General features: G+C 61.2%; 21 protein-coding genes. 16 read left to right on the top strand and 5 right to left on the bottom strand.

Going from position 1 to position 26345, the window contains the following annotated elements:
- Positions 1-104: 104 nt before the first annotated feature.
- Positions 105-980, bottom strand: coding sequence for a crotonase/enoyl-CoA hydratase family protein (locus ACJO2E_RS18435; RefSeq protein ID WP_406965805.1), 876 nt, complete (start codon positions 978-980; stop codon positions 105-107).
- 158 nt (positions 981-1138) lie between these two features.
- Here ACJO2E_RS18435 and ACJO2E_RS18430 point away from each other — a divergent pair, with 158 nt between their 5' ends.
- The 8 genes from ACJO2E_RS18430 to ACJO2E_RS18395 all read left to right on the top strand — a co-directional run bounded on the left by ACJO2E_RS18430 (position 1139) and on the right by ACJO2E_RS18395 (position 10047).
- Positions 1139-1906 carry an enoyl-CoA hydratase/isomerase family protein gene (locus ACJO2E_RS18430; protein WP_406965804.1) on the top strand — a complete coding sequence of 256 codons (768 nt, stop codon included), beginning with the start codon at positions 1139-1141 and terminating at the stop codon, positions 1904-1906.
- 57 nt (positions 1907-1963) lie between these two features.
- Complete coding sequence (locus ACJO2E_RS18425; protein ID WP_406965803.1) at positions 1964-2992, top strand: phosphotransferase family protein; 1029 nt, start codon at positions 1964-1966, stop codon at positions 2990-2992.
- 14 nt (positions 2993-3006) lie between these two features.
- Positions 3007-3420, top strand: a complete 414-nt coding sequence (locus ACJO2E_RS18420) for a DUF6285 domain-containing protein (protein WP_406965801.1) — start codon at positions 3007-3009, stop codon at positions 3418-3420.
- A gap of 30 nt (positions 3421-3450) precedes the next feature.
- Complete coding sequence (locus tag ACJO2E_RS18415) at positions 3451-4734, top strand: acyl-CoA dehydrogenase family protein (protein WP_406965799.1); 1284 nt, start codon at positions 3451-3453, stop codon at positions 4732-4734.
- Between the two features lie 41 nt (positions 4735-4775).
- Positions 4776-6386, top strand: coding sequence for a long-chain-fatty-acid--CoA ligase (locus tag ACJO2E_RS18410; RefSeq protein ID WP_406965828.1), 1611 nt, complete (start codon positions 4776-4778; stop codon positions 6384-6386).
- 136 nt (positions 6387-6522) lie between these two features.
- Positions 6523-7677, top strand: a complete 1155-nt coding sequence (locus ACJO2E_RS18405) for a C4-dicarboxylate TRAP transporter substrate-binding protein (RefSeq protein ID WP_406965797.1) — start codon at positions 6523-6525, stop codon at positions 7675-7677.
- 13 nt (positions 7678-7690) lie between these two features.
- On the top strand, positions 7691-8899 hold the full coding sequence (locus ACJO2E_RS18400) for an acyl-CoA dehydrogenase family protein (protein WP_406965795.1): 1209 nt from the start codon (positions 7691-7693) through the stop codon (positions 8897-8899).
- A gap of 11 nt (positions 8900-8910) precedes the next feature.
- A complete protein-coding gene (locus ACJO2E_RS18395; protein ID WP_406965794.1) occupies positions 8911-10047 on the top strand; it encodes an acyl-CoA dehydrogenase family protein in 1137 nt (378 codons plus the stop codon).
- A gap of 148 nt (positions 10048-10195) precedes the next feature.
- On the opposite strand, the gene ACJO2E_RS18390 is transcribed toward ACJO2E_RS18395, so the two are convergent.
- Together ACJO2E_RS18390 and ACJO2E_RS18385 are read right to left on the bottom strand one after the other, a co-directional pair.
- Positions 10196-10918 (bottom strand): hypothetical protein, encoded by a 723-nt coding sequence (locus tag ACJO2E_RS18390; RefSeq protein WP_406965793.1) that lies wholly within the window; start codon positions 10916-10918, stop codon positions 10196-10198.
- Positions 10919-11166: 248 nt separating this feature from the next.
- Positions 11167-12495, bottom strand: a complete 1329-nt coding sequence (locus ACJO2E_RS18385) for a hypothetical protein (protein WP_406965791.1) — start codon at positions 12493-12495, stop codon at positions 11167-11169.
- Positions 12496-13464: 969 nt separating this feature from the next.
- On the opposite strand from ACJO2E_RS18385, the gene ACJO2E_RS18380 reads away from it, so the two are divergent.
- The 7 genes from ACJO2E_RS18380 to ACJO2E_RS18350 all read left to right on the top strand — a co-directional run bounded on the left by ACJO2E_RS18380 (position 13465) and on the right by ACJO2E_RS18350 (position 22922).
- Positions 13465-14259, top strand: a complete 795-nt coding sequence (locus ACJO2E_RS18380) for an IclR family transcriptional regulator (RefSeq protein WP_406965827.1) — start codon at positions 13465-13467, stop codon at positions 14257-14259.
- 276 nt (positions 14260-14535) lie between these two features.
- Positions 14536-16632, top strand: coding sequence for a 3-hydroxyacyl-CoA dehydrogenase NAD-binding domain-containing protein (locus ACJO2E_RS18375; RefSeq protein WP_406965790.1), 2097 nt, complete (start codon positions 14536-14538; stop codon positions 16630-16632).
- Between the two features lie 66 nt (positions 16633-16698).
- Positions 16699-17883 (top strand): acetyl-CoA C-acyltransferase, encoded by a 1185-nt coding sequence (locus tag ACJO2E_RS18370; protein ID WP_406965788.1) that lies wholly within the window; start codon positions 16699-16701, stop codon positions 17881-17883.
- 68 nt (positions 17884-17951) lie between these two features.
- A complete protein-coding gene (locus ACJO2E_RS18365; protein WP_406965787.1) occupies positions 17952-19754 on the top strand; it encodes an acyl-CoA dehydrogenase in 1803 nt (600 codons plus the stop codon).
- 39 nt (positions 19755-19793) lie between these two features.
- Entirely contained in the window at positions 19794-20903 is a 1110-nt protein-coding gene (locus ACJO2E_RS18360; protein ID WP_406965786.1) for a zinc-binding dehydrogenase, read from the top strand.
- 52 nt (positions 20904-20955) lie between these two features.
- Positions 20956-22371: an aldehyde dehydrogenase family protein gene (locus ACJO2E_RS18355; RefSeq protein ID WP_406965785.1), complete on the top strand. Its 1416-nt coding sequence runs from the start codon at positions 20956-20958 to the stop codon at positions 22369-22371.
- Positions 22372-22535: 164 nt separating this feature from the next.
- Entirely contained in the window at positions 22536-22922 is a 387-nt protein-coding gene (locus ACJO2E_RS18350; RefSeq protein ID WP_406965825.1) for a hotdog fold thioesterase, read from the top strand.
- A gap of 125 nt (positions 22923-23047) precedes the next feature.
- On the opposite strand, the gene ACJO2E_RS18345 is transcribed toward ACJO2E_RS18350, so the two are convergent.
- On the bottom strand, positions 23048-23671 hold the full coding sequence (locus ACJO2E_RS18345) for a QsdR family transcriptional regulator (protein WP_406965784.1): 624 nt from the start codon (positions 23669-23671) through the stop codon (positions 23048-23050).
- A 233-nt stretch (positions 23672-23904) separates the two neighbouring features.
- Here ACJO2E_RS18345 and ACJO2E_RS18340 point away from each other — a divergent pair, with 233 nt between their 5' ends.
- Positions 23905-25494: a diguanylate cyclase gene (locus ACJO2E_RS18340; RefSeq protein WP_406965782.1), complete on the top strand. Its 1590-nt coding sequence runs from the start codon at positions 23905-23907 to the stop codon at positions 25492-25494.
- A gap of 25 nt (positions 25495-25519) precedes the next feature.
- Here the strand turns inward: ACJO2E_RS18340 and ACJO2E_RS18335 are convergent.
- Positions 25520-26345 (bottom strand): methyl-accepting chemotaxis protein (locus ACJO2E_RS18335; RefSeq protein ID WP_406965780.1); only part of this gene is annotated, 826 nt, incomplete at its 5' end.

Here is a 26345-nt window from a genome sequence, read left to right as displayed (position 1 = left end):
GCCACCATACTGTCACCGGAGGCCTGTTATGGGCGCTCCGGTTTTTTATGTCTTGAGAGTCAGGCTGGGAGTGTGCGTATTCAATCCCCCATACCCTACAATTTCTATCTGAATTCCGGCTCCCCCTGCCACTCAAAGAACGTCGGCATATCGGTGGACACCCGGTTGGGATATTCCGCCGCCCGCTTCTCCAGGAATGACTCCACACCCTCCTTCGCATCTGCCGACGCGCCCCGGGCCTGAATCGCCCGGCTGTCCAGTTGGTGGGCCTCCATGGGGTGGCTGGCACCGGCCATGCGCCACAGCATCTGCCGGGTCATGGCGACGGAGACCGGTGCGGTGTTGTCGGCGATTTCCCGGGCCAGGGCCACAGCGGCGGGGTACAGATCATCCGGCGCGTGTACCGAGCGTATCAGGCCCCGTTTCTCCAGTTCATCGGCATTGATCAGGCGACCGCTCATACACCATTCCAGGGCCGTGGACAGGCCCACCGCCCGGGAGATAAACCAGGACGAGGCGGCCTCCGGCACGATGCCCCGGCGGGCGAACACGAAGCCGTAACGGGCTTTTTCGGACGCCAGTCGCATATCCATGGCCAGCGACATGGTGGCACCCACCCCCACGGCGGCGCCGTTGATGGCGCCGATCACCGGTTTCAGGCTGCGGAAGATGCGCAGCGACACCATGCCGCCGCCGTCCCGGTTGACGCCATTGGCCAGCGGGTCCGGAGCGTTGCCGGACTGGGCCTTGTAGTCAAAGGTCTCGCCGCCACCGGACAGGTCCGCACCGGCGCAGAACGCCTTGCCGGCACCGGTGACGATTACCGCCCTGACGTCATCGTTGGCGTCGGTGTGATCGAAGGCGGTAATCAACTCCTCCATCATGGTCAGGGTGAAGGCGTTCATCCGATCCGGGCGATTGAGGGTAATGGTGGCGATGCCGCCGCTGATATCGAGGGTAATGGTTTCGAACTGGCTCATGGTGTCTCCTTGTCTTGAATGCCTTAAGGCTGCGGCATCCGGTTGTTCCGGGGCATCGTCCGATGCGACGAAAACACCGCCATCACCGGATTCGTCGATTCGGACGATGCCCCGGTGGCCCCGTCGGACCACGATGAAGAAAAACAAGGAGCCCCCCCATGAGCGATGACACCGCTGTCGAATACCACGCCCGGGATGCCGTGGCCTGGATCCGCATGAACCGCCCTGATTCACTCAATGCCTTCAATGATGCCTTGCGCCGGGACCTGACTGCTGCGCTGAAACAGGCGGCTGACGATAACAACATCAACGTGGTGGTACTGGCGGCCAATGGTCGCGCCTTCAGTGCCGGGGCCGACCTGATGGAGGAGAACAGTCCGGACAAGTCTGATGTAACCCAGCAGTTGATGGAGGAATACCACCCCATCCTGGACACCATCCGCTCCATGCCCAAGCCGGTGATTGGCGTGGCACCTGGGGTCGCCGCGGGTGTCGGTGCCTCGGTGCTGATGAGTTGTGACCAGGTGGTGATGGCGGAGGAGGCCCGCATCTACATGGCCTTCAGCCATATCGGACTGGTTCCGGACGGCGGTGCCACCTGGCTGCTGTTCCAGACCCTGGGCTATCACCGGGCGTTCGCCCTGGTCACCGAGGGGGGCAGTATCAGCGCCCGGGAATGCCTGGATCTGGGAATAGCCCGCGCCGTGGTGCCCCAGGAACAGGTGGAGCAGACTGCCGCGGACATCGCCGCCACCCTCTGCGAACGGTCTGCACTGGCCACTGCCGAAGCCAAACAGCTGCTTCGGATGGCGGCCACAGCCTCCTACGACGAGGTGTTCAAGGCTGAGGCCATCGCCCAGAAGCATTGCCTGAACAGCGAGGAATCCAGACAGGCCATCGCTCGCTTCAAGAACCGCAGCAAGTGACACCATTGCCCGGACCGACACTGGTCATCAGTCACCCTTACCGGGAGGAATACCGCCATGGCTGAACCCGCACGCGAGAGCCGGACGCCCGTCGGCGAGACCGGGATGGAAGAAAAACTGGCCGGGGTGGTCCGGCGTGTCTTCCCCGATGCCTCCGTTGAGGGTCTGACACGGCTCACCGGCGGGGCCAACCAGCAGATGTGGTCGCTGGATGTGGTGGCGGACGGTAAACGCCACCCCATGGTGCTCCGCCAGACCAGCGACTGGAACCGGGATGCCACAGGCACGCTGGCACTGGACGACGAGGCACGGCTGGTGATCCGGGCCGGTGAGGGCGGCGTGCCAGTACCGGGGGTTCACCAGATCCTTGAACCGGACGATGGCCTGGGCATTGGTTACCTGATGGCCCGGCTGGAAGGGGAAACGCTGCCGCCGAAGATCCTGCGGGACGAGCGGTATGCCGATGCCCGCAGCAGGCTGGCCGGACAGTGCGGTGAGGTGCTGGCGGCTATCCATCGACTGGATGTGTCGGGCCTGGATTTTCTGCCGGCTACCACACCGGAGGGCGTGGTGGATCAGCTCTACCGGGAGTACCAGGGCCATGGTGAGCCCCGGCCCGTATTCGAACTGGCTTTCCGCTGGCTAAAAGATCACTTGCCAGCAGCCCCGGAAAAACTGGCCCTGGTCCATGGCGACTTCCGCCACGGCAACCTGATGGTGGATGAGGGCGGCCTGGTGTCGGTGCTGGACTGGGAGCTGGCGTGCCTGGGAGACCCCATGGCAGACCTGGGTTGGATGTGCGTGAACTCCTGGCGCTTCGGCCATATCGACCTGCCCGTGGGTGGCTTTGGCGCCCGCGAGCAATTGTTCGACGGCTATGAAGCCGCCAGCGGTGATCGCCCCGACCCGGACCGGGTCCGCTTCTGGGAAATCCTCGGCACCCTGCGCTGGGGGGTGATGTGCCAGGGCATGGCGGCGTCCTTCGTGGGCGGCCACGACACCTCGCCGGAGCGGGGCGCCATCGGTCGCCGGGCCTCGGAAACCGAAGTGGACCTGCTCCGCGAGCTGGTGCCCCTGATCCCCTGAACGGAGATTGTCCCATGCAGGATCTGCCAGACAACACCACGCTGCTGGCCTCGGTCGAGGCATTCCTGAAAGAAGAGGTGATGCCGCAACTGGACGCCGCCGGCGGTTTTCGTGCCCGGGTGGCCGCTAATGCACTGGCCATGGTGCGTCGACACCTGGAGCAGGCGTCCGCCGATAGTACCCACGATGAGCGGGAGCGCCTGTACCAGCTCACCGGCAAGAAAGGCACCCTGGCGGGCCAGACCGCGGAGCTGTGCCGGCTGATTGCCGACGGCCACCTGGGTGCCGGCGACCCCCAATTGCGTGATCACCTGTGGCTGACCACCCTCGCCAAACTGGCGGTGGACCAGCCCCGTTATTCCGGAAACCAGCGGGCCCGTGAGGAGTGGGAGGCATTCTGCGCCGGCTCCACCCGGCCCCATTCCTGATTGTTTACGACCCGATCCTGGAGACAGAGCATGGATTTCAACCTGCCACAAGAACTGACCGATTACCTTGCCGAGCTGGACGCTTTCATTGAGAGCACGATCAAACCCCTGGAGCAGAAAGACGACAACATCCGCTTCTTCGATCACCGCCGGGAATGGGCCCGTACCGACTTTGAAGGCGGCGGCCTGCCCCGGAAGGAATGGGAAGCGCTGCTCAAGGAGGTGCGCCGGCTGGCCGACGACGCAGGGCACCTGCGCTTCCCGTTACCCTCCGAGTTTGGCGGCAAGGACGGCTCCAACCTGGCCATGACCGTAATCCGCGAACACCTGGCGGCCAGGGGCCTGGGCCTGCACAACGACCTGCAGAACGAGCACTCCATTGTCGCCAACAACCCCTTCGTGCTGCTGTTCCGGGATTTCGGGAGCCGCGACCAGTACAGCGAATTCGTGGACCGTATGCTCAACGAGGAGTACCAGCTGGCCTTCGGTCTCACCGAACCGGACCACGGCTCCGACGCCACCCATATGGAGACCCGGGCGGTCCCGGAACAGCGGGATGGCGTCGATGGCTGGCTGATCAACGGCGAGAAGATGTGGACCACCGGCATGCACACCGCCACCCACTGCGTGACCTTTGTGCGGACCAGTGGTAACGATGGCGACGCCAGGGGGATCACGGCCCTGATCGTGCCCTCCGATACGCCGGGGGTGAAGGTGGAGGAATACCTCTGGACCTTCAACATGCCCACGGACCATCCCCGGGTCAGCTTTACCAATGTGTGGGTGCCGGACTCGGCGGTGTTCGGACCCATGGACGGCGGCCTGGCCATCGCCCAGCATTTCGTCCACGAGAACCGCATCCGCCAGGCGGCGTCCAGCCTGGGGGCGGCGGACTTCTGTATCCGCGAGAGCGTGAAGTACGCCCGTCAGCGCAAGCCTTTCGGCCAGGAACTGGCCCGGAACCAGGGCATCCAGTTTCCCATGGTGGAGTTGGCCACCCAGGTGGAAATGCTGCGTCTGCTGATCCGAAAGACCGCCTGGGAGATGGACCAGATGTCCAAGCCGGAAGTGGCCAACCAGATCTCCGACAAGGTGGCCATGTGTAACTACTGGGCCAACCGCCTGTGCTGCGAGGCCGCAGACCAGGCCATGCAGGTGCATGGCGGCATCGGTTATTCCCGCCATAAGCCGTTCGAACACATCTATCGACATCATCGCCGTTACCGGATTACCGAAGGCTCCGAGGAAATCCAGAAGCGCAAGGTGGGGGCGTTCCTGTTTGGGTATCTGGGGCCGAACAAGTGGAAGGCGTAAGGCTTCCCCAATCTCGTCGCTACCGACGACGCCCCTGATCCCTGCCCGTCGACATAATCGATGCCATCATCCAACAACAATCGCAAGAGAGTTCACCCATGTACCTGACCCAATTCCTCCACAAGGCTGTTCGCGAATACCCCAACGACGAAGCTGTGGTGTTCGGTGACCGACGCCAGACCTGGGCCCAGCTCTGTGACCGGATCGCCCGCCTGGCCGGCGTGATGCAGACACTGGGCATGGGGGAGGGAGACCGTGTGGGTATCCTGGGCCTGAATTCGGACCGCTACATGGAAACCGTGTTCGCGGCGCTGTGGGGTGGTGGTGTGTTCAACACGGTCAATATCCGCTGGAGTGCCCCGGAGATTGCCTATTCCCTGGACGACTGCGACACCCGCATCCTGTTTGTGGATGACGAGTTTGCGCCGCTGGTGCCCACCATCCGTGAAAAGTCCGCCTCCCTGCATACCGTGGTGTATATGGGAGAAGGGCAGGCGCCGGCGGGCACCGAGGAACTGGGGGCCCTGATGGACAATGCCAGCCCGGTGGCCGACGCCGAACGCCATGGCGACGACCTGGCGGGCATCCTCTATACCGGCGGCACCACCGGCAAACCCAAGGGTGTCATGCTCAGCCACGGCAACCTCTACCTCAGCGCCCTGAGCACGGTGATCCCGGCCTGCCGCCGCGATCGTATCGTGGGTCTGCATTCGGCTCCGTTCTTCCACGTGGCGGGCATCGGCCTGATCGTGCAACTGGCCATCCGGGGCGGTACCCATGTGATCCTGCCCCGGTTCGAACCGCTGCCGGTGATTGAAGCCATCTCACGGGAAAACGTGAAGGAAACCTTCCTGGTGCCCACCATGCTGCGGGCGGTGCTGGACCATCCCGGGTTCGACAACCACGACACCAGCTCCCTGCGCTGCCTGATCTACGGGGCGTCGCCCATGGACAGCACCCTGCTCAAGCGGGCCATGGACAAGCTGCCGAACGCCGACTTCCTGCAGATGTACGGCATGACCGAGCTGTCCCCCACGGTCACCATGCTGCTGCCAGAAGTGCACGCCGATCCCGCCCGGCACGACAAGCTGATGACCGCCGGCAGTCCCACTCATATTGCCGAGATCCGCATCGTCGACCCCATGGACAACGAGGTAAAGCGTGGCCAGGTGGGCGAGATCTGCGCCCGTGGCCCGATGGTCATGCAGGGCTACTGGAACAAGGAACAACAGACCCGGGAGGCCATCCGCGACGGCTGGATGCACACCGGCGATGCCGGCTATATGGATGACGACGGCTATGTATTCCTGGTGGACCGGATCAAGGACATGATCGTCACCGGCGGCGAGAACGTCTACTCCGTGGAGGTGGAGGACGTGCTGCTGCAATGCCCGGAAATCGCCCAGTGTGCGGTGATCGGCGTGCCGGACGAGAAATGGGGTGAACGGGTGCACGCCGTGGTGGTGCTCAAGGATGGCCGGGAACTGGACGAGGCCGCCGTGACCAACTTCTGCAAGGAACACATTGCCGGCTACAAGTGCCCCCGCAGCTACGAGGTGCGTGAGGAACTGCCCATGTCCGGCGCCGGCAAGTTGCTGAAATTCAAATTGAAGGAAGAGCATTGGAAGGGCCGGGGACGCAACATCGGATAGCCAGGGAAGCCGGGACCAAATCGTCGTAAGCGACGACGCCCCCAAACGGGCCGTGGCCTTAGAGTCCTGAGACAACGCCAACAATAATCCGGGTGCGGCATGACCGTCGACACCCGGTCCGAACCTGGAGGTTCACATGACATTCCTGAAGACCGTTACATCGCTTGCGGCACCCGTGGTGCTGGGCAGTCTGCTGTTCACCGCCGGAGCCAATGCTGAAACCATCACCCACGCCACCGGTTATCCTCCCAATACCATCGGCGCCAACGGCGCGGAGACGTTTGCCGGTGCGCTGGAAGAACTGTCCGGTGGCGAGATGGACGCCAAGGTCTATGCCAGCTCCCTGCTGAGTTTTTCGGAAACCTCCCCAGGCATCCGTGATGGCATGGCGGATTCCGGCTTTGTGCTGATGTCCTACTATCCGAAGGAGTTTCCGGTGTCCAACCTGGCAGCGGAACTGAGCATGCTGGTGAAGCTGGACGATGTGCAGGACAGCACCGCCGGGCTGGCGTTCATGGGGGCCCTGGCTGATTTCGTATTCAACTACTGTGACGAATGCGTGGATGAGTTCTCCGCCCAGAACCAGGTATTTACCAGCGCCTCGGCCAGTGACAACTACATGCTGCAATGCAACAAGCCGGTGGCGAACCTGGAGCAACTGAAAGGCAAGCGAATCCGCACCTCCGGTCCCCACTGGGCCCGCTGGGTGGAGCACCTTGGTGGTACCCCGGTGACCATGTCGGTGAGTGACCAGTACGAAGCGCTGAACCAGGGCGTCCTGGACTGCACGATCTCATCCGGGATCGATATGGACATCTTCAAGATCAAGGAAGTGGTGACGGACCTCACACCAGGGGTTCCCGGTGGTGTCTACGGAGCGACGGCCTTCAACAATATCAACCGGGACGTCTGGAAAGGGCTGACCGAAGATCAGCGCAGGAACGTCCTGCATGCGTCGGCCATTGGTGCCGCCCGTGTCAGTATGGACTATCACGTGGGCGCGGCCCGGGAAGTGGCCGCGGCCGACAGCCGGGATATCGCGGTGCATGAGCCGTCAGAGCAGCTTCTGCAGGCTACACAGGCATTCATCAGGTCTGACATCTCCCGTATCGCCTCGAACTATACGGAGCGTCACGGTGTTGAAACAGCGGATGAAAAAGTGGCCAAATTCCGCGAATTGCTGGCAAAGTGGTCCGAGCTGGTTCGCGACGTTGACAGCGCAGACGCATTGGCGGAGATTTACTGGGAAGAACTGTATTCCAAAGTGGATGTGAGTAGCTACGCGTTGTAGAGCTGAGGCCCCCATGATCACCAAAGACCCGGCAGAACTCGCCGCCTTCCGCCACCAGGTCCGAGCCTTCATCAAACAGAATGCCGATGTTGAGGTTCTGGAAGCGGGCCGCAAGACCACCAGTTTCTTCCCGCCGTTCGACGCGGTAATGAAATGGCATCGTATCCTCCACAGCCAGGGCTGGTCCGCCATCCGCTGGCCGGAGGAATACGGTGGTACCGGCTGGGATGTTCCCCGGCAGCTTATTTTCGAGGAGGAGTGCCGGCGGGCGGGGGTGCCCCTGCTGTTGCCCCAGGGCATTTCCATGGTGGGGCCGGCGATCATCCACTACGGCACCAACGAGCAGAAGCGGAAACACCTGCCGGGCATCCTGTCCGGCGAGGATTTCTGGGCCCAGGGCTACTCCGAGCCCAATGCCGGCTCCGACCTGGCGTCCCTGAAATGCCGGGCCGTGCGGGATGGCGACCACTACGTGATCAATGGCTCCAAGACCTGGACCACCTATGCCCACCATGCCAATCGCCTGTTCCTGCTGGTGCGCACCGGCGGGGCCGGCAAACCCCAGCAGGGCATCAGCTTTTTCCTGATCGAGGACCTGACCGACCCCGGCATTGAGATACGCCCCATTATCGGGCTGGACGGGGTACCTGAGCAGTGTGATGTGTTCTTCACCGATGTCCGCGTACCGGTGGACTGTTGTCTTGGCGAGGAGAACGACGGCTGGTCCGTGGCCAAGTACCTGCTGGAACATGAGCGCGGCGGCGGTACCTCCTTCGCCACCACCTTCCGCCACGAGCTTGCGCTGATCCGACGTCTGGCGGGCCGCACCGGCGACGGCTTTGGCGGCGTACTGGCAGAGGATCCCGTGTTCCATGACCGGTTTGTCCGCCTGAGCCTGGAGGTGGACACCCTGGAGGCCACCGAGGAGGCGTTCGCCGATATGGAAAAGGGCTCGCCCCAGTCCGGGCCCATGAGTTCCATGATCAAGATCACCTCCATGGAAACCCTGCAGCGGATCACCGAGCTGGGCATCGATGTGGCGGGTACGCCGTCCCTGGCACTTCAGTTGGCGGCCCTGACGGTGGGTAGTGGCGTGGAACCTATTGGTGACGACGACCTGCTGACGTTGATGCCGAAATATCTGAACAACCGGGCTGCCTCCATCTTCGGTGGCAGCAACGAAATCCAGCGAAACATCATCGCCAAATCCCTGTTGCGGTAAGGAAACGGAGCATGAGCACCCTGAACCGGGAAACCCGGGCGATGCTGACGGACAGCGTCGAGCGCTTTATCCGCACCGAGTACAGCTTTGAAGACCGTCGCCATAACCTGAAGCAAAACCAGGGACAGTCGCCGGACCACTGGCGCACCTTCGCCGAAATGGGCTGGCTGGGCATTCCGTTTGCCGAAGATCAGGGCGGCCTTGGTGGAGACATTTCCGATACCATCAGTGTTATGAAAGGGTTCGGCCAGGGGCTGGTCACCGAACCCTACCTGGGGGTTGTAAACGCCGCACGTATACTGGCACTGGCGGAGCAGGGCGATGACCGTCAGCAGCTTCTGGCCGGTGTTCTCGCCGGCGACAGTCAGGTGATTTTCGCCAGCGAGGGCGCGCAGGGCCGTGGCAACCCGCTGGCGGTAGCCGTGGTGGCGGAACCGGATGGTACGGGTTACCGGCTTAGTGGAGAGAAGGTGGCGGTGCCCTACAGCCGGTCGGCCAGCCATGTGGTGGTGTCCGCCCGCAGCAACGGCGGTGACACGGAAGAGACGGGCGTTGAACTCTTCCTGATGCCCCAGGATACCCCGGGCCTGGAGATTACCGACTACCCCATGATGGATGGCCATCAGGGCGCGAACCTGGCCTTCAATGGCGTAACGGTGAGTCATGCCCAGCAATTGACCGTGCCGGGTACTGCGGGCTCCCTGGTGCGCCAGGCCCATGCCGAGGGCATCCTGATGCTGGCGGCGGAGGCCGTGGGCATCATGGAAACCCTGGTCAGGAAAACGGTGACCTACACCCAGACCCGCAGGCAGTTCGGCGTCGCCCTGGCCGAGTTCCAGGTGCTCCAGCATCGGATGGCGGAAATGTACATTGAAGCCACCAGCGTCGCCAACCTGCTTAGCCAGACCGCCACCCGCTGGCCGTCCGTCGATCCGGAACAGCGCGTGGTGATGGCCTCAAAGCTAAAGGCCCGGCTTGGGCCGGCCGCACGCTACGTCGGGCAGCAGGCGGTGCAACTGCATGGCGGTATCGGCATGACCGATGAGCTGGATATCAGTCACTATTTCAAGCGGCTGACCAGCATTGAACTGCAGTCCGGCAATGCCGAGTGGCATCGGAAGTGGTTGTGGCGGGAGGCGGTTGCCTGAACCGCCAGGTTAAGCGGGCGGCGGCAGTCAGGCAGCAACCTGCTCGAAGGAAAAGTCCGGAATGTCGGTCCGCTGACTGGCATGCTCGAAGGTGATCGCGTGGAATTGTCCGCCCTCTCAGGGAGTGGGCGGACATGGGGTGCTGGTGTCAGTCTTCCACCAGGATAAGATCATGCTGCGGGCTCAGGCGCTGACCTTCCACCGGGGTCAGTGATGCCAGGTCGCTGCCAAACAGTTCGGCGACGCGGACGGTGCCAACCCTTTCACCGACACGCCAGGTGATCGGCTGACCGTTGGGGGCCCGCACCAGGGTGCCGGGTTCGTGTACAGCCAGTTCGTCACCCGCTTCCAGGCCGTTGGCCCGGCCAGCAGACAGGTAGAGACGCCCGTCATCTGCCTGGAAGGCTTTCATCGCCCAGGGTGCAATGTCAGACCGCTGGGAGGCCATGTCCAGCAGTTCATCCCCACGCTTGCCGGAGGTCAGTGCGGCTTCCGTCCAGCGGGCACCACTGGCGGCGTCCACGACGGTCACGGAATCGTCATTATTGACGGTGATCACCAGGCGCGCGCCTGGGTAGGCAGCCAGGGCCTCGGCGCAGGCTTCGGTAGTGGTATCCTGGCAGGCCGGTGTGTTGGCGACCGCATCCCGCAATTCCGAGCGGGGAACCAGCCTGAAGCCGTAATCCGCGGCGTTGTTGTCCATCTCCCGGAACAGGGCGTCCGAGGCGCCAACAACCGCCAGGTTGGTACGCAACTGGCCTTGGGCGGGGACCGCTTCAACGGATGATGAGGACACTTCCCTGGGCGCATCGGTTGCGGGTGCCCCACCGCCCCGTTCCCAGAAAGGCGTTTCCCATTCATTTTCGGGCATATTGAGACCGGCTTCCGAGTCAGCGGTTTCAATCTGTTTTTGGGCCTGATCGGAGGAGACGCATCCACCCACAAGAAGGCTGGCGACCAGTAGAGTGGATAACGTGCTGTACTTCTTATCCATTTCGGAGAACCTTTGGAAGAGATGGTAAGCGGACTTCAGGAGTCACAATAGAAACAAAAAGGGCGGGTCAGGGCAATGCCCTGACCCGCCCGAGGGTCGCTAAATTACCTGATTATACTCAAGCTTTAGAACTTGACGCGCAGACCTACGTTAGCGGCCATCAGGTCCTCATCAGCAAAGTTGCTGGGAGTGCCTACACCCATCAGGGTGTTGCCATTACCGCTAATTCCGAGCATTGCTTCGTTCTCTGTCATTACACCCAGAGAAGCAACAGTGCTAACGGCGTCGTTGATCTGATAGTTCGCGCTCAGGTCGTAGATCATTGAGGTATCATCTACGTCCAGCTGGCCATTGTCGGCGCTGAACCAGCCGACTGCGCCGGTGAGCTTCAGTTTAGGAGTGACGTTGAAGCCCAGCTTACCGATCAGCAGGTGCTCGTCATATTCCTGGATACCCAGAGCACGGCCCATACTGACGAGGCTGGTCGGATTCTGAGTAGAAGCAGGGTTGCTGTTCAGGACACTGGAGTAGGTGTCGAAGCCGGGGTCGACCAGACCACCATCAAGTGTACCTACGTACTGAACACCCCAGTCCAGCATGCCGGCATCGCCGTGCAGACGGGCATAACCGGACCAGCCATCTTCAACGTCCAGGCCGGCAAGAGTTCCATCACCAAACGGTGAGTTGCCGTCGCCGTTATCGTTACCCCAAACGTAGTTCAAGCCAGTGGCAAAATTAACACCGTCGGTCACTGCGCCACTGATGTATGGAGAGAAGATGTGAACGTTCTGGAACGAGTAAGTGGAAGCCTGTGAGTTCTTGAAAAAGTGAACATACAGCAGGCCAACATTCATATCACTCACGCGAGTGATCAAGCCGCCGGTAAACATGTCCCCGCTGTCTGTGCTGGCCTGAATGCCATTGGTAGCGATGTCATCTTGACGACGGTCATACAGGACAACCCAGGTGCCGATGCTGGTGGGTGCCAGCATGCTGATACGGTCACGACGGTCATCACAGGTCAGGAAGCAGTTGTTCCAGTTGGCGGACTGGCGACCGACACGCAGCAGGTTCCCGGCAATGGGAATCTGAACGTAGCCAGTGTCCAGAGTTACACGCTCGTTGCCCTGGTTGTTGTAGCCGAGGCCACCTTCTTCACGGGTATCACCGGTCCATGTGTCACCAGCGAGCTGGAGGCTGGTGTGCAACGAAACACCGGTGTTTTCGTCTTTGAAATCAGCCTTGAGGCGCAGCAGGTTGGCCAGGCCGTTGCCGGAGCCGTCGTCGCCGTATGCATCGCCATCTACGTAGAAGGTGTCGGCTTGGTAGGTAACGCCGAAGTCAGTCTGGATAGCGTTCGCCATGTTGGCGCCGGCGATTGCCATGCTCAGGATGGAAGCGGTGCCCAGTGCCTTGGTCATCGGGCGAGAAGTGATCTTGCTTTTCTGTGCCATGGTTTTAAACCCTTATTTTTGTCTAATCGACTCGATTGTTGGACTCAGTGACGCTTTACTACGCGCTTGTTTTTGCTTGTGTTTATTCCCTGTTGCTTTTTCAAACCTCCGGTTGTTATCCCTGTGGCCAGTTCATGCCAGGCCATCATAAGCCTGTGGTTGTTCTGGTCGACTGCCTGCCTGTCCTGGAGCAAAATGCAATCCAATCAAGGCAGTTATGGGCAAATGATCAGGTACAGTCTTAGCAGAGAATCCGGTAAAGGCAAGAGCCTTCGCGGGCTGGGACAACACTTTTTGTCGTGTGTCTGATGAGAGTCACACTTCCGTGATGCTTTTTTTGTTCTCTGCTCCAACTGCAGCCTACCATTGGCCGCTTCAGTCAGGACGCCTTCCAGTTAGCAGTCCACCGGATAGTAGGAATAAATTTTTTGTCATGCAATAGCCCCGGTGACTTTTTTACGGCTTTTTTGATGAAATTGTATTGCACAATGAAACATCCTCCCGGATCAAGTCAACCGCCCCGATGGTCGTAGAGAGCGGGGCATGCGGGGTTTTACCTGATTTTTCAATCTTTCTCGCAAGGGTCTTCCTCTGGAGTCTGCATTCTGTTACCAAATTGCGGTTGGCATCTTGTTTCTAAATTAACTAAGCTGTTCCGCAAAGCAGAACGTTATACCGAAAACGCCGCTTCACGGTGCGTTTCAGCATGACTGGCGAGGTGGCTTCTCTGCGATACCCTGTTTCATTAACAGGGGCAGTGTTGGCCCGTTTCTTGAGGCGAATTTCGCTCCGGTCGTGGCAGCAATGCGGGAGCGTGCGTAGAATGCGCGGTTTCTGACTTTCAGTTTTACTACACTAACAGGAGGCGCCCTGTGGACAACGTTCCAGCCCGGTATATGGAGGTTGGGTGCCATGGGGCATATTGAGGCACGGGAATCTATGACCTTGAATACTAAAACAAAAGCAGATCTGGTCGAAGCGTCCCCGGATGCACCGGACAAGCCGGAGAAAGATCGTAAGTTCGTGGAGGCGCTCTCACGGGGGCTGGATGTGCTGCGGGCGTTCAGTCAGGGCTCGGTTATCCTGGGTAACCAGGACATCGCCAGGCTGACTGGCCTGCCCAAGCCCACGGTTTCCCGCATGACCTACACCCTGACCAAACTTGGGTACCTCAGCTACAACCCCGTGCTGGAAAAGTACCAGCTCAGTTCCGGTGTGCTGGCCCTGGGTTATGCCTATGTCTCCAACCTCAAGGTACGACAGCTGGCCAAGCCCTACATGGACGAGTTTGCCCGTCGCAACAATATGTCTGTTGGCCTGACCTGCCGCGACCGTCTGCACATGATCTATGTGGAGAACCGGATGCCGCCAGAAGCCTCCCTGCTGCGCATGGAAATCGGCCTCAAGCTGCCCATGGCGACCACTGCGGCAGGCCGTGCCTATTGTTCATCCCTGACCGAAGACGGCCGCAAGATCCTGATGGAGGCCCTGGCTGAGAAGTATGGCCCCGAAGGCTGGCCGGAAAAGAAGGAAGGCCTGGAGCGCGCCCTGGAAGATTACCGGGAACACGGCTTCTGCCTGACCCTGGGAGAGTGGGACCGCAACATCAACGCCGCCGGTGTCCCTGTCCGGCTGCAGGACGGCACCACCATGGCCCTGACCTGCGCGGCACCGTCCTACCTGGTGTCCGGTGACAAGCTGCGCAGTTCCATCGCCCATCAGCTGGCGATGCTGGCGAGTGATATTGAATCGCTGGGAGTATAAGCCAGGCCCCCTCTCCCTCCGGGGGAGAGGGGATGTCCGTTGGTAACTCTATATCACCCTTCTGTTTCCCGGTACATCCCTCATCATCCATGAGCGCCATTTTCCGGTATCCACCGTGTTTTCCTCTCCCGCCCCATCAGGCGTACAATCATTTTTCTCGATATTCTCTGGTCGCCATTTAGCCAGTCAAGGTTGAAACATTCCGCAAACTTGTATTAAATCTCCGGTCTGTTTCGCTTAATAAAACTCCATTCCATGTTTGCGCAAGGAGGATCTATGTCCGACGTCGTAACCTATAACCGCGAAGGCGCCATCGGCGTTATCACCGTCAACTACCCGCCGGTGAACGCGCTGAGCCACGCCGTACGTTCCGGCATCCAGGGCGCCATCGAGCAGGGTCGTAATGATGCGGACGCCAAGGCTCTCCTCATCGTATGTGACGGTCGCACCTTTATTGCCGGTGCAGACATCCGTGAGTTCGGCAAGCCCATGCAGGAGCCGGGGCTGCCGGAGGTGGTCAACTTCATCGAAGCCTCCGACAAACCCGTTGTCGCTGCGATCCACGGTACCGCCCTGGGTGGTGGTCTGGAAGTGGCCCTGGGTTGCCACTACCGCGTTGCCGTGCCCAGTGCCAAGGTTGGCCTGCCGGAAGTGAAGCTGGGCCTGCTGCCCGGTGCCGGCGGCACTCAGCGCCTGCCGCGCCTGGCCGGTGCCCAGAAGTCCCTGGAAATGATCACCTCTGGCGAGTTCGTCGCCGCGAAGAATGCCGTTGAGCTGGGCATCGTCGACGAAGTGGCCGATAACGAAGACGTGAAGGCCGCTGGCCTGGCCTTCGCCCAGAAGGTCGTTGACGAAGGCAAGCCGGTGCGTCGCGTCAGCGAACTGAACGACAAGCTGGAAGCCGAGAAGGGCAGTGATGTCTTCAACCAGTTCCGAGAGGGCCTGAAAAAGAAGGCCCGTGGTCTGATTGCCCCCTTCAAGTGCACCGACGCGGTGGAAGCCGCCTTCACTTCCTCCTCGTTCGAGGAAGGCATGAAGCGTGAGCGTGAGCTGTTCGGCGAGCTGATGGCATCCGACCAGCGCGCTGGCCTGATCCATTCCTTCTTCGCTGAGCGTGAAGTATCCAAGGTTCCCGGTCTGCCGAAAGACACCCCCATCCGTGATATCAAGACAGTGGGTGTTATCGGTGCCGGTACCATGGGCGGCGGTATCGCCATGAACTTCGCCAACGTTGGTATTCCCGTCACCATTGCGGAAGTGAAACAGGAAGCTCTGGACAAGGGCCTGGCCATCATCCGCAAGAACTACGAGAACACCGCCAAGAAAGGCCGCCTGACCATGGAGCAGGTGGAAGAGCGCATGAGCCTGATCAGCGGCACCCTGACCTACGACGACTTCGCGGATGTCGACCTGGTGATCGAGGCCGTGTTCGAGCGCATGGACATCAAGAAGAGCATCTTCAGCCAGTTGGATGAGAAGTGTAAGCCGGGTGCCATCCTGGCCTCCAACACCTCCACCCTGGACATCGACGAGATCGCCTCCGCCACCAAGCGTCCGGAAGACGTGATCGGCCTGCACTTCTTCAGCCCGGCCAACGTCATGAAGCTGCTGGAAATCGTCCGTGGTGAGAAAACCGCCGACGACGTCAAGGCCACTGCCATGAACCTGGCCAAGCGCATCAAGAAAGTGGGCGTACTGGTCGGCAACTGCCACGGCTTCGTAGGCAACCGTATGCTGCACAAGCGTGGTGCCGAAGCCATGGCCCTGGTAGATGACGGTGCAAAGCCGGAGCAGGTGGACAAGGTGCTGACCGATCTTGGCTTCCCCATGGGGCAGTTCGCCATGGGCGATCTGGCCGGTATCGACATCGGCCACAGTATCCGGGAGGAGCGTCGCAAGGCCGGTGAGGACGTACCGCCGAGCTGGATGGACAAGCTGGTGGAGAAGGGCCGCCTGGGTCAGAAGACCATGGCCGGTACCTACAAGTACGAGGAAGGCAACCGCAAGCCGATCCCGGATCCGGAAGTGGACGAGATCATCGCCGAGTTCCGCAAGGAGCAGGGCATCACGCCCCGTGAGGTGACCGACCAGGAAATCCTTGAGCGCTGCATGTACGTGATGATCAACGAAGGCGCCAAGATCCTGGAGGAAGGCATCGCCGACCGTTCCCTGGATATCGATATCACCTGGATCTACGGCTACGGTTTCCCGGCCTACCGTGGCGGCCCCATGTTCTGGGCCGACCAGATTGGCCTGGACAAGATCCTGGACGCCGTGAAGAAGTACCACAAAGAGGTGGGCGGCAAGCAGTGGGAGCCATCCGCCCTGCTGGAGAAACTGGTAGCTGAAGGCAAGAAGTTCGGCGACCTGTAAGCCTTTATTGATTCGCCGCAGGGCCTCCCGGGTCCTGCGGCAAACCCGTTTCAAGAGGACACATCCATGTCTGATGCAGTTATCGTCTCCACCGCCCGTACCGGTCTGGGCAAGTCCTACCGGGGTGCACTGAACAACAGCCACAGCGTTGATATCGCTGGCCACGTCATCAAGCATGCCGTCGAGCGCGCCGGTATTGACCCGAACATCGTCGAGGACGTGATCCTCGGCGCCACCTTCCACGAAGGCGCCCAGGGCAAGAACATGGCCCGTCTGGCGGCGATCCGTGGCGGCCTGCCGGTGACCACGGCCGGCCTGTCCATCAACCGTTTCTGCTCTTCCGGTCTGCAGTCCATCGCCCTGGCCTCCCAGCGCGTGGTCTCCGAGAAGGTGCCCGCCATCGTGGCCGGTGGTGTTGAGTCCATCTCCCTGGTGCAGAATGACAAGCTCAACCAGTTCAAGGCCACCAACGAGTGGCTGATGAAGAACAAGCCGGAGCTGTACCTGTCCATGATCGAGACCGCCGACATCGTGGCCCAGCGCTACAACGTCAGCCGCGAGTCCCAGGACGAGTACGCCCTGATCTCCCAGCAGCGCACCGCCGCTGGCCAGGAATCCGGCAAGTTCGACGACGAGATCGTGCCTTATGACACCACCATGATGGTGAAGGACAAGGAAACCGGCGAGGTCAGCGAGAAGGACGTTACCCTGACCAAGGACGAGTGCAACCGCCCGAACACCACCCTGGAGGGCCTGCAGGGTCTGGACCCGGTCCGTGGTGAAGGTAACTTCGTGACCGCCGGCAACGCTTCCCAGCTGTCCGACGGCGCCTCCGTGTGCACCGTAATGAACAGCACCTACGCTGAAAAGAACAACATCGAACCGATGGGTATCTTCCGCGGTTTCGCGGTGGCCGGCTGCGAGCCGGACGAGATGGGTATCGGCCCGGTGTTCGCCATCCCGCGTCTGCTGGAGCGCAATGGCCTGACCATGGACGACATCGACCTGTGGGAGCTGAACGAAGCCTTCGCCTCCCAGGTGGTCTACTGCCGTGATCGTCTGGGCATCCCCATGGAGAAGCTGAACGTGAACGGCGGCTCCATCGCCGTGGGTCACCCCTACGGTGTCACCGGTTCCCGCCTGACCGGTCATGCGCTGATCGAAGGCAAACGCCGTGGCGCCAAGTATGTGGTGGTCACCATGTGCATCGGCGGCGGCCAGGGCGCTGCCGGCCTGTTCGAAGTGGTATAAACAGGCGAATCAGAGAGGGGGCGGGCGAGAGTTCGCCCCCTTTTTTGTTATCAGTAAGGAATTGAGCAGTGCAGCAAAACATCATCAACACCCAGGATCTGGAATTCCAGCTCTTCGAACTCCATCAGGTCGAAGACTTCCTCCGGTTTGACCGTTACTCAGACCACAGTCGTGAAACCCTCCAGGCCGCTCTCGACCTGGCGCTGAAAGTGGCGGCGGAGGAATTTGCGCCCCATGCCCGGGCGGTGGATGAGGAAGAGCCGACCTTCGAAGATGGCCGGGTGGTGATGCGCCCGGAAGTCAAAAAGGCGCTGGATGTCCTGAAGGAAACCGGCCTGCTGGCGGCCACTCAGGATTTCGAGCGGGGTGGCATGCAACTGCCCAGTGCCGTGGGCCAGATGTGCGTGGGCCTGCTCAAGGGCGCCAATGTGGGTACCCAGGCCTATGCAGGCCTGACCATCGCGGCGGCGAACCTGATCCTGACCCAGGGCAGCGACGAACAGAAACAGCGCTATGCCGAACCCATGCTCAGCGGGCGCTTCTTCGGCACCATGTGCCTGACCGAGCCCCATTCGGGGTCTTCCCTCGGCGATCTGCGTACCCGGGCGGAACCGGCCGGTGATGGCAGCTATCGCCTCAAGGGCAACAAGATCTTTATTTCCGCCGGCGACCATGAGTTGAGCGATAACATCGTCCACATGGTGCTGGCAAGGCTGCCGGACGCGCCTCCCGGCGTGAAGGGTATTTCCCTGTTTATCGTGCCCAAGTTCCTGGTCAACGAGGACGGCAGCCTGGGTGAGCGCAACGACGTGGCCCTGGCCGGACTGATCCACAAGATGGGCTACCGGGGCACCACCTCGACCATGCTCAATTTTGGTGAGAAGGACGGCGCCGTTGGCTACCTGGTGGGTGAGCCCCATAACGGGCTGGCGGCCATGTTCCACATGATGAACGAGGCCCGCATCGGCGTGGGCCTGGGCTCGGTGATGCTGGGCTACACCGGTTATCTGCATGCCCTGGAATACGCCCGGGAACGCCACCAGGGTCGGCCGGTGGGCAACAAGGACCCGGAGTCGCCCCAGGTACCGCTGATCGAGCACGCCGATATCCGCCGCATGCTGCTGACCATGAAAGCCTACGTGGAGGGCGGCCTGTCCCTGGCCTTGCAGGGCTCGCGGCTGGTGGACGAGAAGAAGGTGGCAAAAACCGACGAAGAGCGTGACATGGCCGCCGGCCTGCTGGACCTGCTGACACCGCTGATCAAGTCCTGGCCCTCCCAGTTCTGCCTGGAGGCCAACAGTCTGGCGATTCAGGTACACGGTGGCTATGGTTATACCCGGGAATATCCGGTGGAGCAGTTCTACCGGGATAACCGCCTGAACCCGATCCACGAGGGTACCCATGGCATCCAGGGCATGGACCTGCTTGGTCGCAAGATCTCCATGGCCGGGGGCCGGTACTATCAGGAACTGCTGCGTCGTATTGCTGCCACAATAGAACAGGCCCGCTCCCATGAGCGGCTGGCGGACAATGCCCGTCGTCTCGAGGAAACCGTGAGTCTGCTGACCGAGGCGACCGACAGAATCCAGGCGATCAGGAAGGAGGGGCAGGTCGAGCGTGCGCTCGCCAATGCGTCCCTGTATCTTGAAGCCTTCGGACATATGGTGGTGGGCTGGCTCTGGCTGCGTCAGGGCCTGGTGGCGTCCAGTGCACTGGATAATGGTGGCCCGCAACCGGAAGCGTTTTACCAGGGCAAGCTGAGGGCCTGCGATTTCTTCAGTCGCTATGAGCTGCCCCGGGTCCAGGGGCTGGCGCAATTGTTGAGGGAGGTGGATGCCTCCGCCCTGGACATGGAAGCAGAAGGCTTCTGATCCGTTTTTTTTGGACCTATCAATCAGGAGAGATACACCATGAGCCGTCAGGCGAAAGCTGTTGTTTGCCGCGAATGGGGCAAGCCTGTTCAGGTGGAAACCATCACTGTGGATGCCCCCAAACGGGGCGAGGTCACCATCAAGGTGGCCGCCTGTGGTGTCTGCCACAGTGATCATTCCGCCACCACCGGAAAGATCCAGTACCCGCCACCCCTGGTGGTTGGCCATGAAGCCGCCGGTGTGGTGGTGGATGTGGGCGAGGGCGTGACCGACCTGAAAGAGGGCGATTACGTGGTCAGCACCTTCATCACCATGTGCGGCAAGTGCCGCAACTGCGTCCGTGGCCGCCCGGTGCTGTGCGAGAACGCCAAGAAGTCCATGGTGACCCTGCCGGACGGTACCGTTCGTACCCACGGCAAGGATGGCGAGGACCTGTACGTGTTCGGCGCCTGCGGCGTCATGGCCGAGTATGCCACCCTGCACGAAGACAACTGTGTGAAGATTGATGAGGGCGTGTCCCTGCCCAGTGCCGCGCTGGTGGGTTGTGCCGTGATTACCGGCGTGGGCGCCGTCTTCAATACCGCGGACCTGGAGCCAGGCTCCCGCGCCGCGGTGTTCGGTATCGGCGGCGTCGGGCTGAATGCCATCCAGGGTTGTGTGACCGCCGGCGCCGAAATGGTCATTGCCGTGGACACCAATGAGAAGAAACTGGAGATGGCCAGAGAGTTTGGCGCCACGCACACCATCAACATTAACGAGGTGGAAGACGTCAGCAAGGCCATCAAGAAACTGAGCGCCGGTGGCGTAGACTACGCCTTTGAATGTGTCGGCAACGGCAAGGTGGTGGAACAGGCCTACAAGGCCCTGGGCCGCGCCGGTACCGTGGTGGTGGTCGGCGTTGCCGACATGAAGGACAAGACCTCCATCAGCACCTTCGCCCTGCCGGCGGATGAGCGTACCCTCAAGGGTAGCTGGCTGGGTTCCGCCCGGCCCCAGTACGATTTCCCGAAAATCCTCAACCTGTACAAGGCCAACCGCCTGAAGCTGGATGAGCTGATTACCAAGACCTACAGCATTGACGAGGCACCGCAGGCGTTCGAAGACATGCTGGAAGGCAAGAACGCCCGTGGCGTGATCATTTTCGAATAACGCCTGTGGTCTGAATATCTGACAAAAGCGACTCCCGATAAGGAGCACAACGATGAACAACCTGAGCAAGAACTACATCAACGGCCAGTGGGTCGAGTGGTCTGGCGACACTATTGACGTTCACGAAGGGACCAACGGCGATGTCATTGCCAAGGTGCCGTCCTCTGACCGGGGCACCATGGAGCAGGCCATCGCGGCCGCGGATGCCGCTTTCGAAAGCTGGAGCGAAACCCCGCTGGAGCAGCGCATCAACGTCATCAAACAGTTGCACGAAGGCCTGCAGAAACGCGCCCCGGAAATTGCCCAGGCGGTGGCCCGGGAAGTGGGTATGCCCATCAAGCTGGCGGGCATGATCCAGGCGGGGATGCCCATCAAGGTCACCGAGACCTACCTGGAAATGCTGCCGGACTATCCGTTTACCGAGCAGTCTGGTAACTCCGAGGTGCAGTACGCCCCGGTGGGCGTGGTGGGCTGTATCACCCCCTGGAACTACCCGCTGCACCAGGTGATCCTGAAGGTGGTGCCGGCGCTGGCCGCTGGCTGCACCATCGTGCTCAAGCCCAGTGAGGTTTCTCCGCAGACCGCCTTTATCCTGGCGGAGATCCTGGATGGCACCGACCTGCCCAAGGGTGTGTTCAACATTGTCTGCGGCCTGGGTCAGGAAGTGGGCGACACCCTGATCAAGCATCCGAAGGTGCGCATGGTGTCCTTCACCGGTTCCACCCGTACCGGTCACCTGATCGCCCACGCGGCGGCCGATGACTTCAAGCGCATCGCCCTGGAGATGGGAGGCAAGTCCGCCTCCGTGATTCTGCCGGACGCCGACCTGGAAGCCTCCGTCAAGGGCACCTTCACCAACTGCCTGCTCAACAGCGGCCAGACCTGCACCGCCCTGACCCGGATGCTGGTGCACAAGGACCAGCACGACCAGGCCTGTGAAATCGCCGGTGCCATTGCCAATGCCATGACACTGGGTGATCCGCTGGACGAGAACACCCGCCTGGGGCCGCTGGCCTCCGCCGACCAGCGCGACAAGGTCCGTGATTACATCAAGCTGGGCATTGAGGAAGGCGCCACTCTGGTGGCCGGTGGTGCCGAGGCGCCGGAAGGCCTGGAGAAGGGCTACTTCGTCAAGCCCACCGTGTTCGGCAATGTGGATCCCGATAGCCGTATCGCCCAGGAGGAAATCTTCGGGCCGGTCATGTGCGTGATTCCCTACGAGACCGAGGAAGAGGCCATCCGCATCGCCAATGGCACGCCCTATGGCCTGTCCGGCGCTGTCTTCTCCGGCGACCAGGACAAAGCGAAGAAGGTGGCCGGCAAGCTGCGCACCGGTCAGGTGTTCGTGAACGGTGGTGCCTTCAACCCGCTGGCGCCGTTTGGCGGCTTCGGCCACTCCGGCATTGGCCGCGAGTTCGGCAAGTGGGGCCTGGAGGAATTCCTCGAGGTTCGTGCGCTTCAGTTGTAATCGCCAACCCCCCTGGGGTAAATATAGAAGGCTAACGGAAACGGGCATTCTCCGCCGGGGGATGCCCGTTTTCCGTTGTGACCCCATAACCATCAACCATCCCCCCAACACAAGAGGGCCATTCAGTGAGCAGTATCTGGACCACCACCCCCACCGTGGAAAGCATGCAGGAGCGGGTCAGGAACACCGCCGTGGAGAACATGGGTATCGAATTTACGGAAGCGGGCGACGACTTTATCAGTGCCCGTATGCCGGTGGACAAGCGCACCGTGCAGCCCTTTGGCATACTGCACGGCGGGGCTTCCGTGGTGCTGGCGGAAACGCTTGGGAGTGTCGCGGCCAACCATTGCGTGAGGAAAGAGGGCACGGCCGGTGTGGGTCTGGAGATCAACGCCAACCATATCCGCTCGGTCAGATCCGGCTGGGTCCATGGTACCGCCCGTCCGCTGCACATTGGCGGTTCCACCCAGGTCTGGGAGATCCGCATCGAGACCGAGGACGGCAAGCTGGTGTGCGTATCCCGGATCACCATGGCGATCATCAATCCCTAGCGATAACTTCCTATTCCCTGGTGGGAGTCGGCCCTGGCTAAAACCCCCTCTCCCTCGTTGGAGAGAGGGGGATGTCCGCCAGTAATTCCGTGTAGCCGCCAGGTTGGATGTCTGGCCCTATGCCTTCAGGGCTTGCCCCCAAGCAGTATCCGTACCGCCAGGCAGGCCTCGTCCACTTCCTCGATGTTCGGCTCCCGACCGAGGATGACATCGGAGTACAGGCAGGATTCGGCCAGCCGGACCATGAAGTAGGACAGGCTCTCCACCCGCATTGGTGGTCTCGCCAGGTGTCCCTTGTCGATCTGATCCTGGATCATGATGGTGTTGGCCTCCACCACCCGGCCATGCATGGTGGAGGCTGACGATGTCAGTACCCGCAGGGCATGCTCCGGGTCCTGCTTCACGAATTCCTGCAGGGGTTTGGCGGTAATCAGTTCGATGTTAATCCGTCGATACACTTCTACAATATAGTCAACACCGGTGCCCGAGGTAGAGGCGACAATCGAGCTGCGGATGGGCATGTACAGTGACCAGAGGATATCGCCAAGCAGCAGGTCCTTGTTGCCCACCCAGCGGAACAGGGTGGCGCGGCCGATGCCCAGTTCCTCCGCCAGGTCAGCCAGGTGAAGCCGCTCTCCCTTGAGCCAGATGCGGCGGGCCTTGTAGAACGCATCTTCCGGAGTGGCACCGGAAGAGCGCTTGCGGGTCTTTTGGAGTTCGCGCTGTAGTGGAGAATGTGTAACTGCCACGGAGGTCTCACTTCTGGCACTAAAAAGGCGTTAAACGCGCTGGCGTCACTACCTTTTTTGACATTGTTTTTGTTACATATAATACATGTTTCTGTTGAAATAGAGCCAGCGCTCTATTTTTTGACGATACCTTCATCGGTAACGTCTCGTAAATGAGTACGACTTTCCAACATATTTGACATAAAAACAACAATCCATTTGGCAGTTTGGCCATGAAGCTCGGGAGCGGGTGAATGCTGTTCGTCGCGGCACTGTTTGTGTCCTGTCTGGTGACGCTGGGTATGATGGTCTTTGCCTGGCAACGGCGGGACGTTCGCACCGCTCCTGCCATCGCCGTGCTGATGGGCGGGCTGAGCTGGTGGACGTTCTGCTACGCCCTGCTGATTCTGCATATCCGTCACCCCGACGTGGTTCCGACCCTGTTCAACGACCCGCTATTCTGGTTCCGCCTGATGTTCGTGGGGGTCTCGGTGCTACCCGCGGCCCTGATCATCTTTGTATTGCAGTATACCGGCTACCGGCAGCGGATTGGTCTGCGTTTGATCGGATTGGTGGCGGTAATCCCGACGCTGTGCATGATCGCCAATTTTACCGAAGGGTTCGGCCACCAGTGGTTCATGGGGGACTTTGAGCCAGGTGGTGAGAGCGTGTTCAAGGGCGGGCCGGCGTTCTGGCTGCATACGCTTTACTCCTACATCGTAATGTTCATCGCCTACTTTCTGCTCATCCGCTTTGCCATCCAGAATCCCCAGTACCGTCGCCAGGCGTTATTGTTCCTGGCCGGCAACATGGTGGTGCTGATACTGAATGTGGTAACCATCATGCAGTGGATGCCAGAGTCCTGGGGAAAGCTGGATCTCAGTCCGTTCGGATTTGTGGTGGCGTCCATGATCATGGCCCTCAACATTCGTCGGGAAGGCTTCCTGGACCTGATGCCGGTCGCTCGCTCCCTGGTGTTTGAGCGCATGGCGGATGGCGTGCTGGTCACCGATACCCGGGGGCGGCTACTGGATCAGAATCCGGCGGCGCAGGCTCTTTTCACGCGGGCCGGGGTCGATATGTCCAGAGGGAGGCTTTTGCAGGAGGCACTTCCGGGGATGTTTCAGGGGGGCAGGCCGGCGGAGGAGTTAACCCTGCAACCGCCGGGTGACGAGGCTCGCCGGCCCTGGCAGTTGAACGTTCGGCGAACTGAGCTCAGGAACCGGCGCAGCCAGGTCAAGGGGTATGTGTATGGTTTCCGGGATGTCACCGAACTGAAGGAAGTGGAAGATTCCCTGCGGCAGCAGCTTGCCGACAACGAGGCCTTGCGTCGGGCCCTGAAGGAAGAGTCCATCCGCGATCCCCTGACCGGACTGTACAATCGCCGCTGGCTGGACGAAGTGCTGGAGCAGGAAATTCCCCGGGCACTTCGGGAGCAGCAGCCCCTGAGTTTCTGCGTTATGGACCTGGACCATTTCAAACAGGTTAACGACAACTGGGGGCACGATGTGGGAGACCGGATTCTGGTAGCGCTCGCCCGGCTATTGACGGAAGGCAGTCGTAAGCACGATGTGGCCGCCCGTTTCGGGGGAGAGGAATTCGTGCTGGTGTTGCCGGGGCTGGATGCCACCCGGGGCCGGGAGGTTGTCGAACGGTTGCTGAAGGCCTTCTCTGAACTGGATTTCGGCGCCGGCGGACCCGACAACCTGACGTTCTCCGCCGGGCTGGCGGTGGTTCCCGACCATGCCTCGGTCCGGGAGAACCTGTTCAAGATGGCTGATCGGGCCCTGTATCGGGCCAAGGAGGCAGGCCGCAATCGGGTGGTGGTTCAGGACATCGCCTGAACCACTCACACCTGGCTGGTAGCGGTTACACCCGGAACTGGGTTACCAGTTCACGCAGCCGCTCGCCCAGCCGTGCCAGCTCCTGGCTGGCCTCGTTGGTCTGGGTGACGCCGGTGTCGCTGTTCTGGGCCGCCTCCACGATGCGCACCACGTTCTTGTTGATCTCCTCGGCCACCTGGCTCTGCTCCTCGGAGGCCGTGGCGATCTGCGTCACCTGATCGTGGATGTGCTCCACCGACTGCTCGATGGTGCTCAGGGCCGAACTGGCGTGGTTGATACGCTCCACAGTCTCCTCCGACAGGCCCTGGGAGGAACGCATGCGCTCCACCGCGCTGCGGGACTCACGGATAAAGCCATCGATCATCTCGCGGATCTGGCCGGCGGACTCGCCACTGCGCTTGGCCAGCTGGCGCACCTCATCGGCGACCACGGCGAAGCCACGGCCATGCTCGCCGGCCCGGGCGGCCTCGATGGCGGCGTTCAGGGCCAGCAGGTTGGTCTGGTCGGTGACTTCGTGGATCACGTCCAGCACCTTCTGGATCTCGTCACTGCGGGAGGCCAGGGCGTCGATGGCCTCGGCGCTTTCCAGGATATTCCGGGACAGGCTGTTCACCGACTGCTGGGAGCCGGCCATGGTCTGGCCGCCATCCTTGGCCAGGCGGTCGGCATCCGCCCCGGCCTGCTGCACCTCGTTGGCGTTCTTCGAGATCTGGTGGATGGTGGCGGCCATCTGGTTGATGGCGGAGGCGATCTGGTCGGTCTCTGAACCCTGGACCTGCACCGAGGCGCGGGTCTCTTCCGCCACCCGGCTCAGTTCCTCCGCGGCCGAGGCCACCTGGTGGGTGGTGTCG

It is taken from the genome of Marinobacter shunpengi (genome assembly GCF_045449695.1).
In the GTDB taxonomy this organism is placed as follows: Bacteria; Pseudomonadota; Gammaproteobacteria; order Pseudomonadales; family Oleiphilaceae; genus Marinobacter.
The sequence above is the reverse complement of the archived record's forward strand: the minus strand, read 5'-3'. Positions and strand labels throughout refer to the sequence as shown.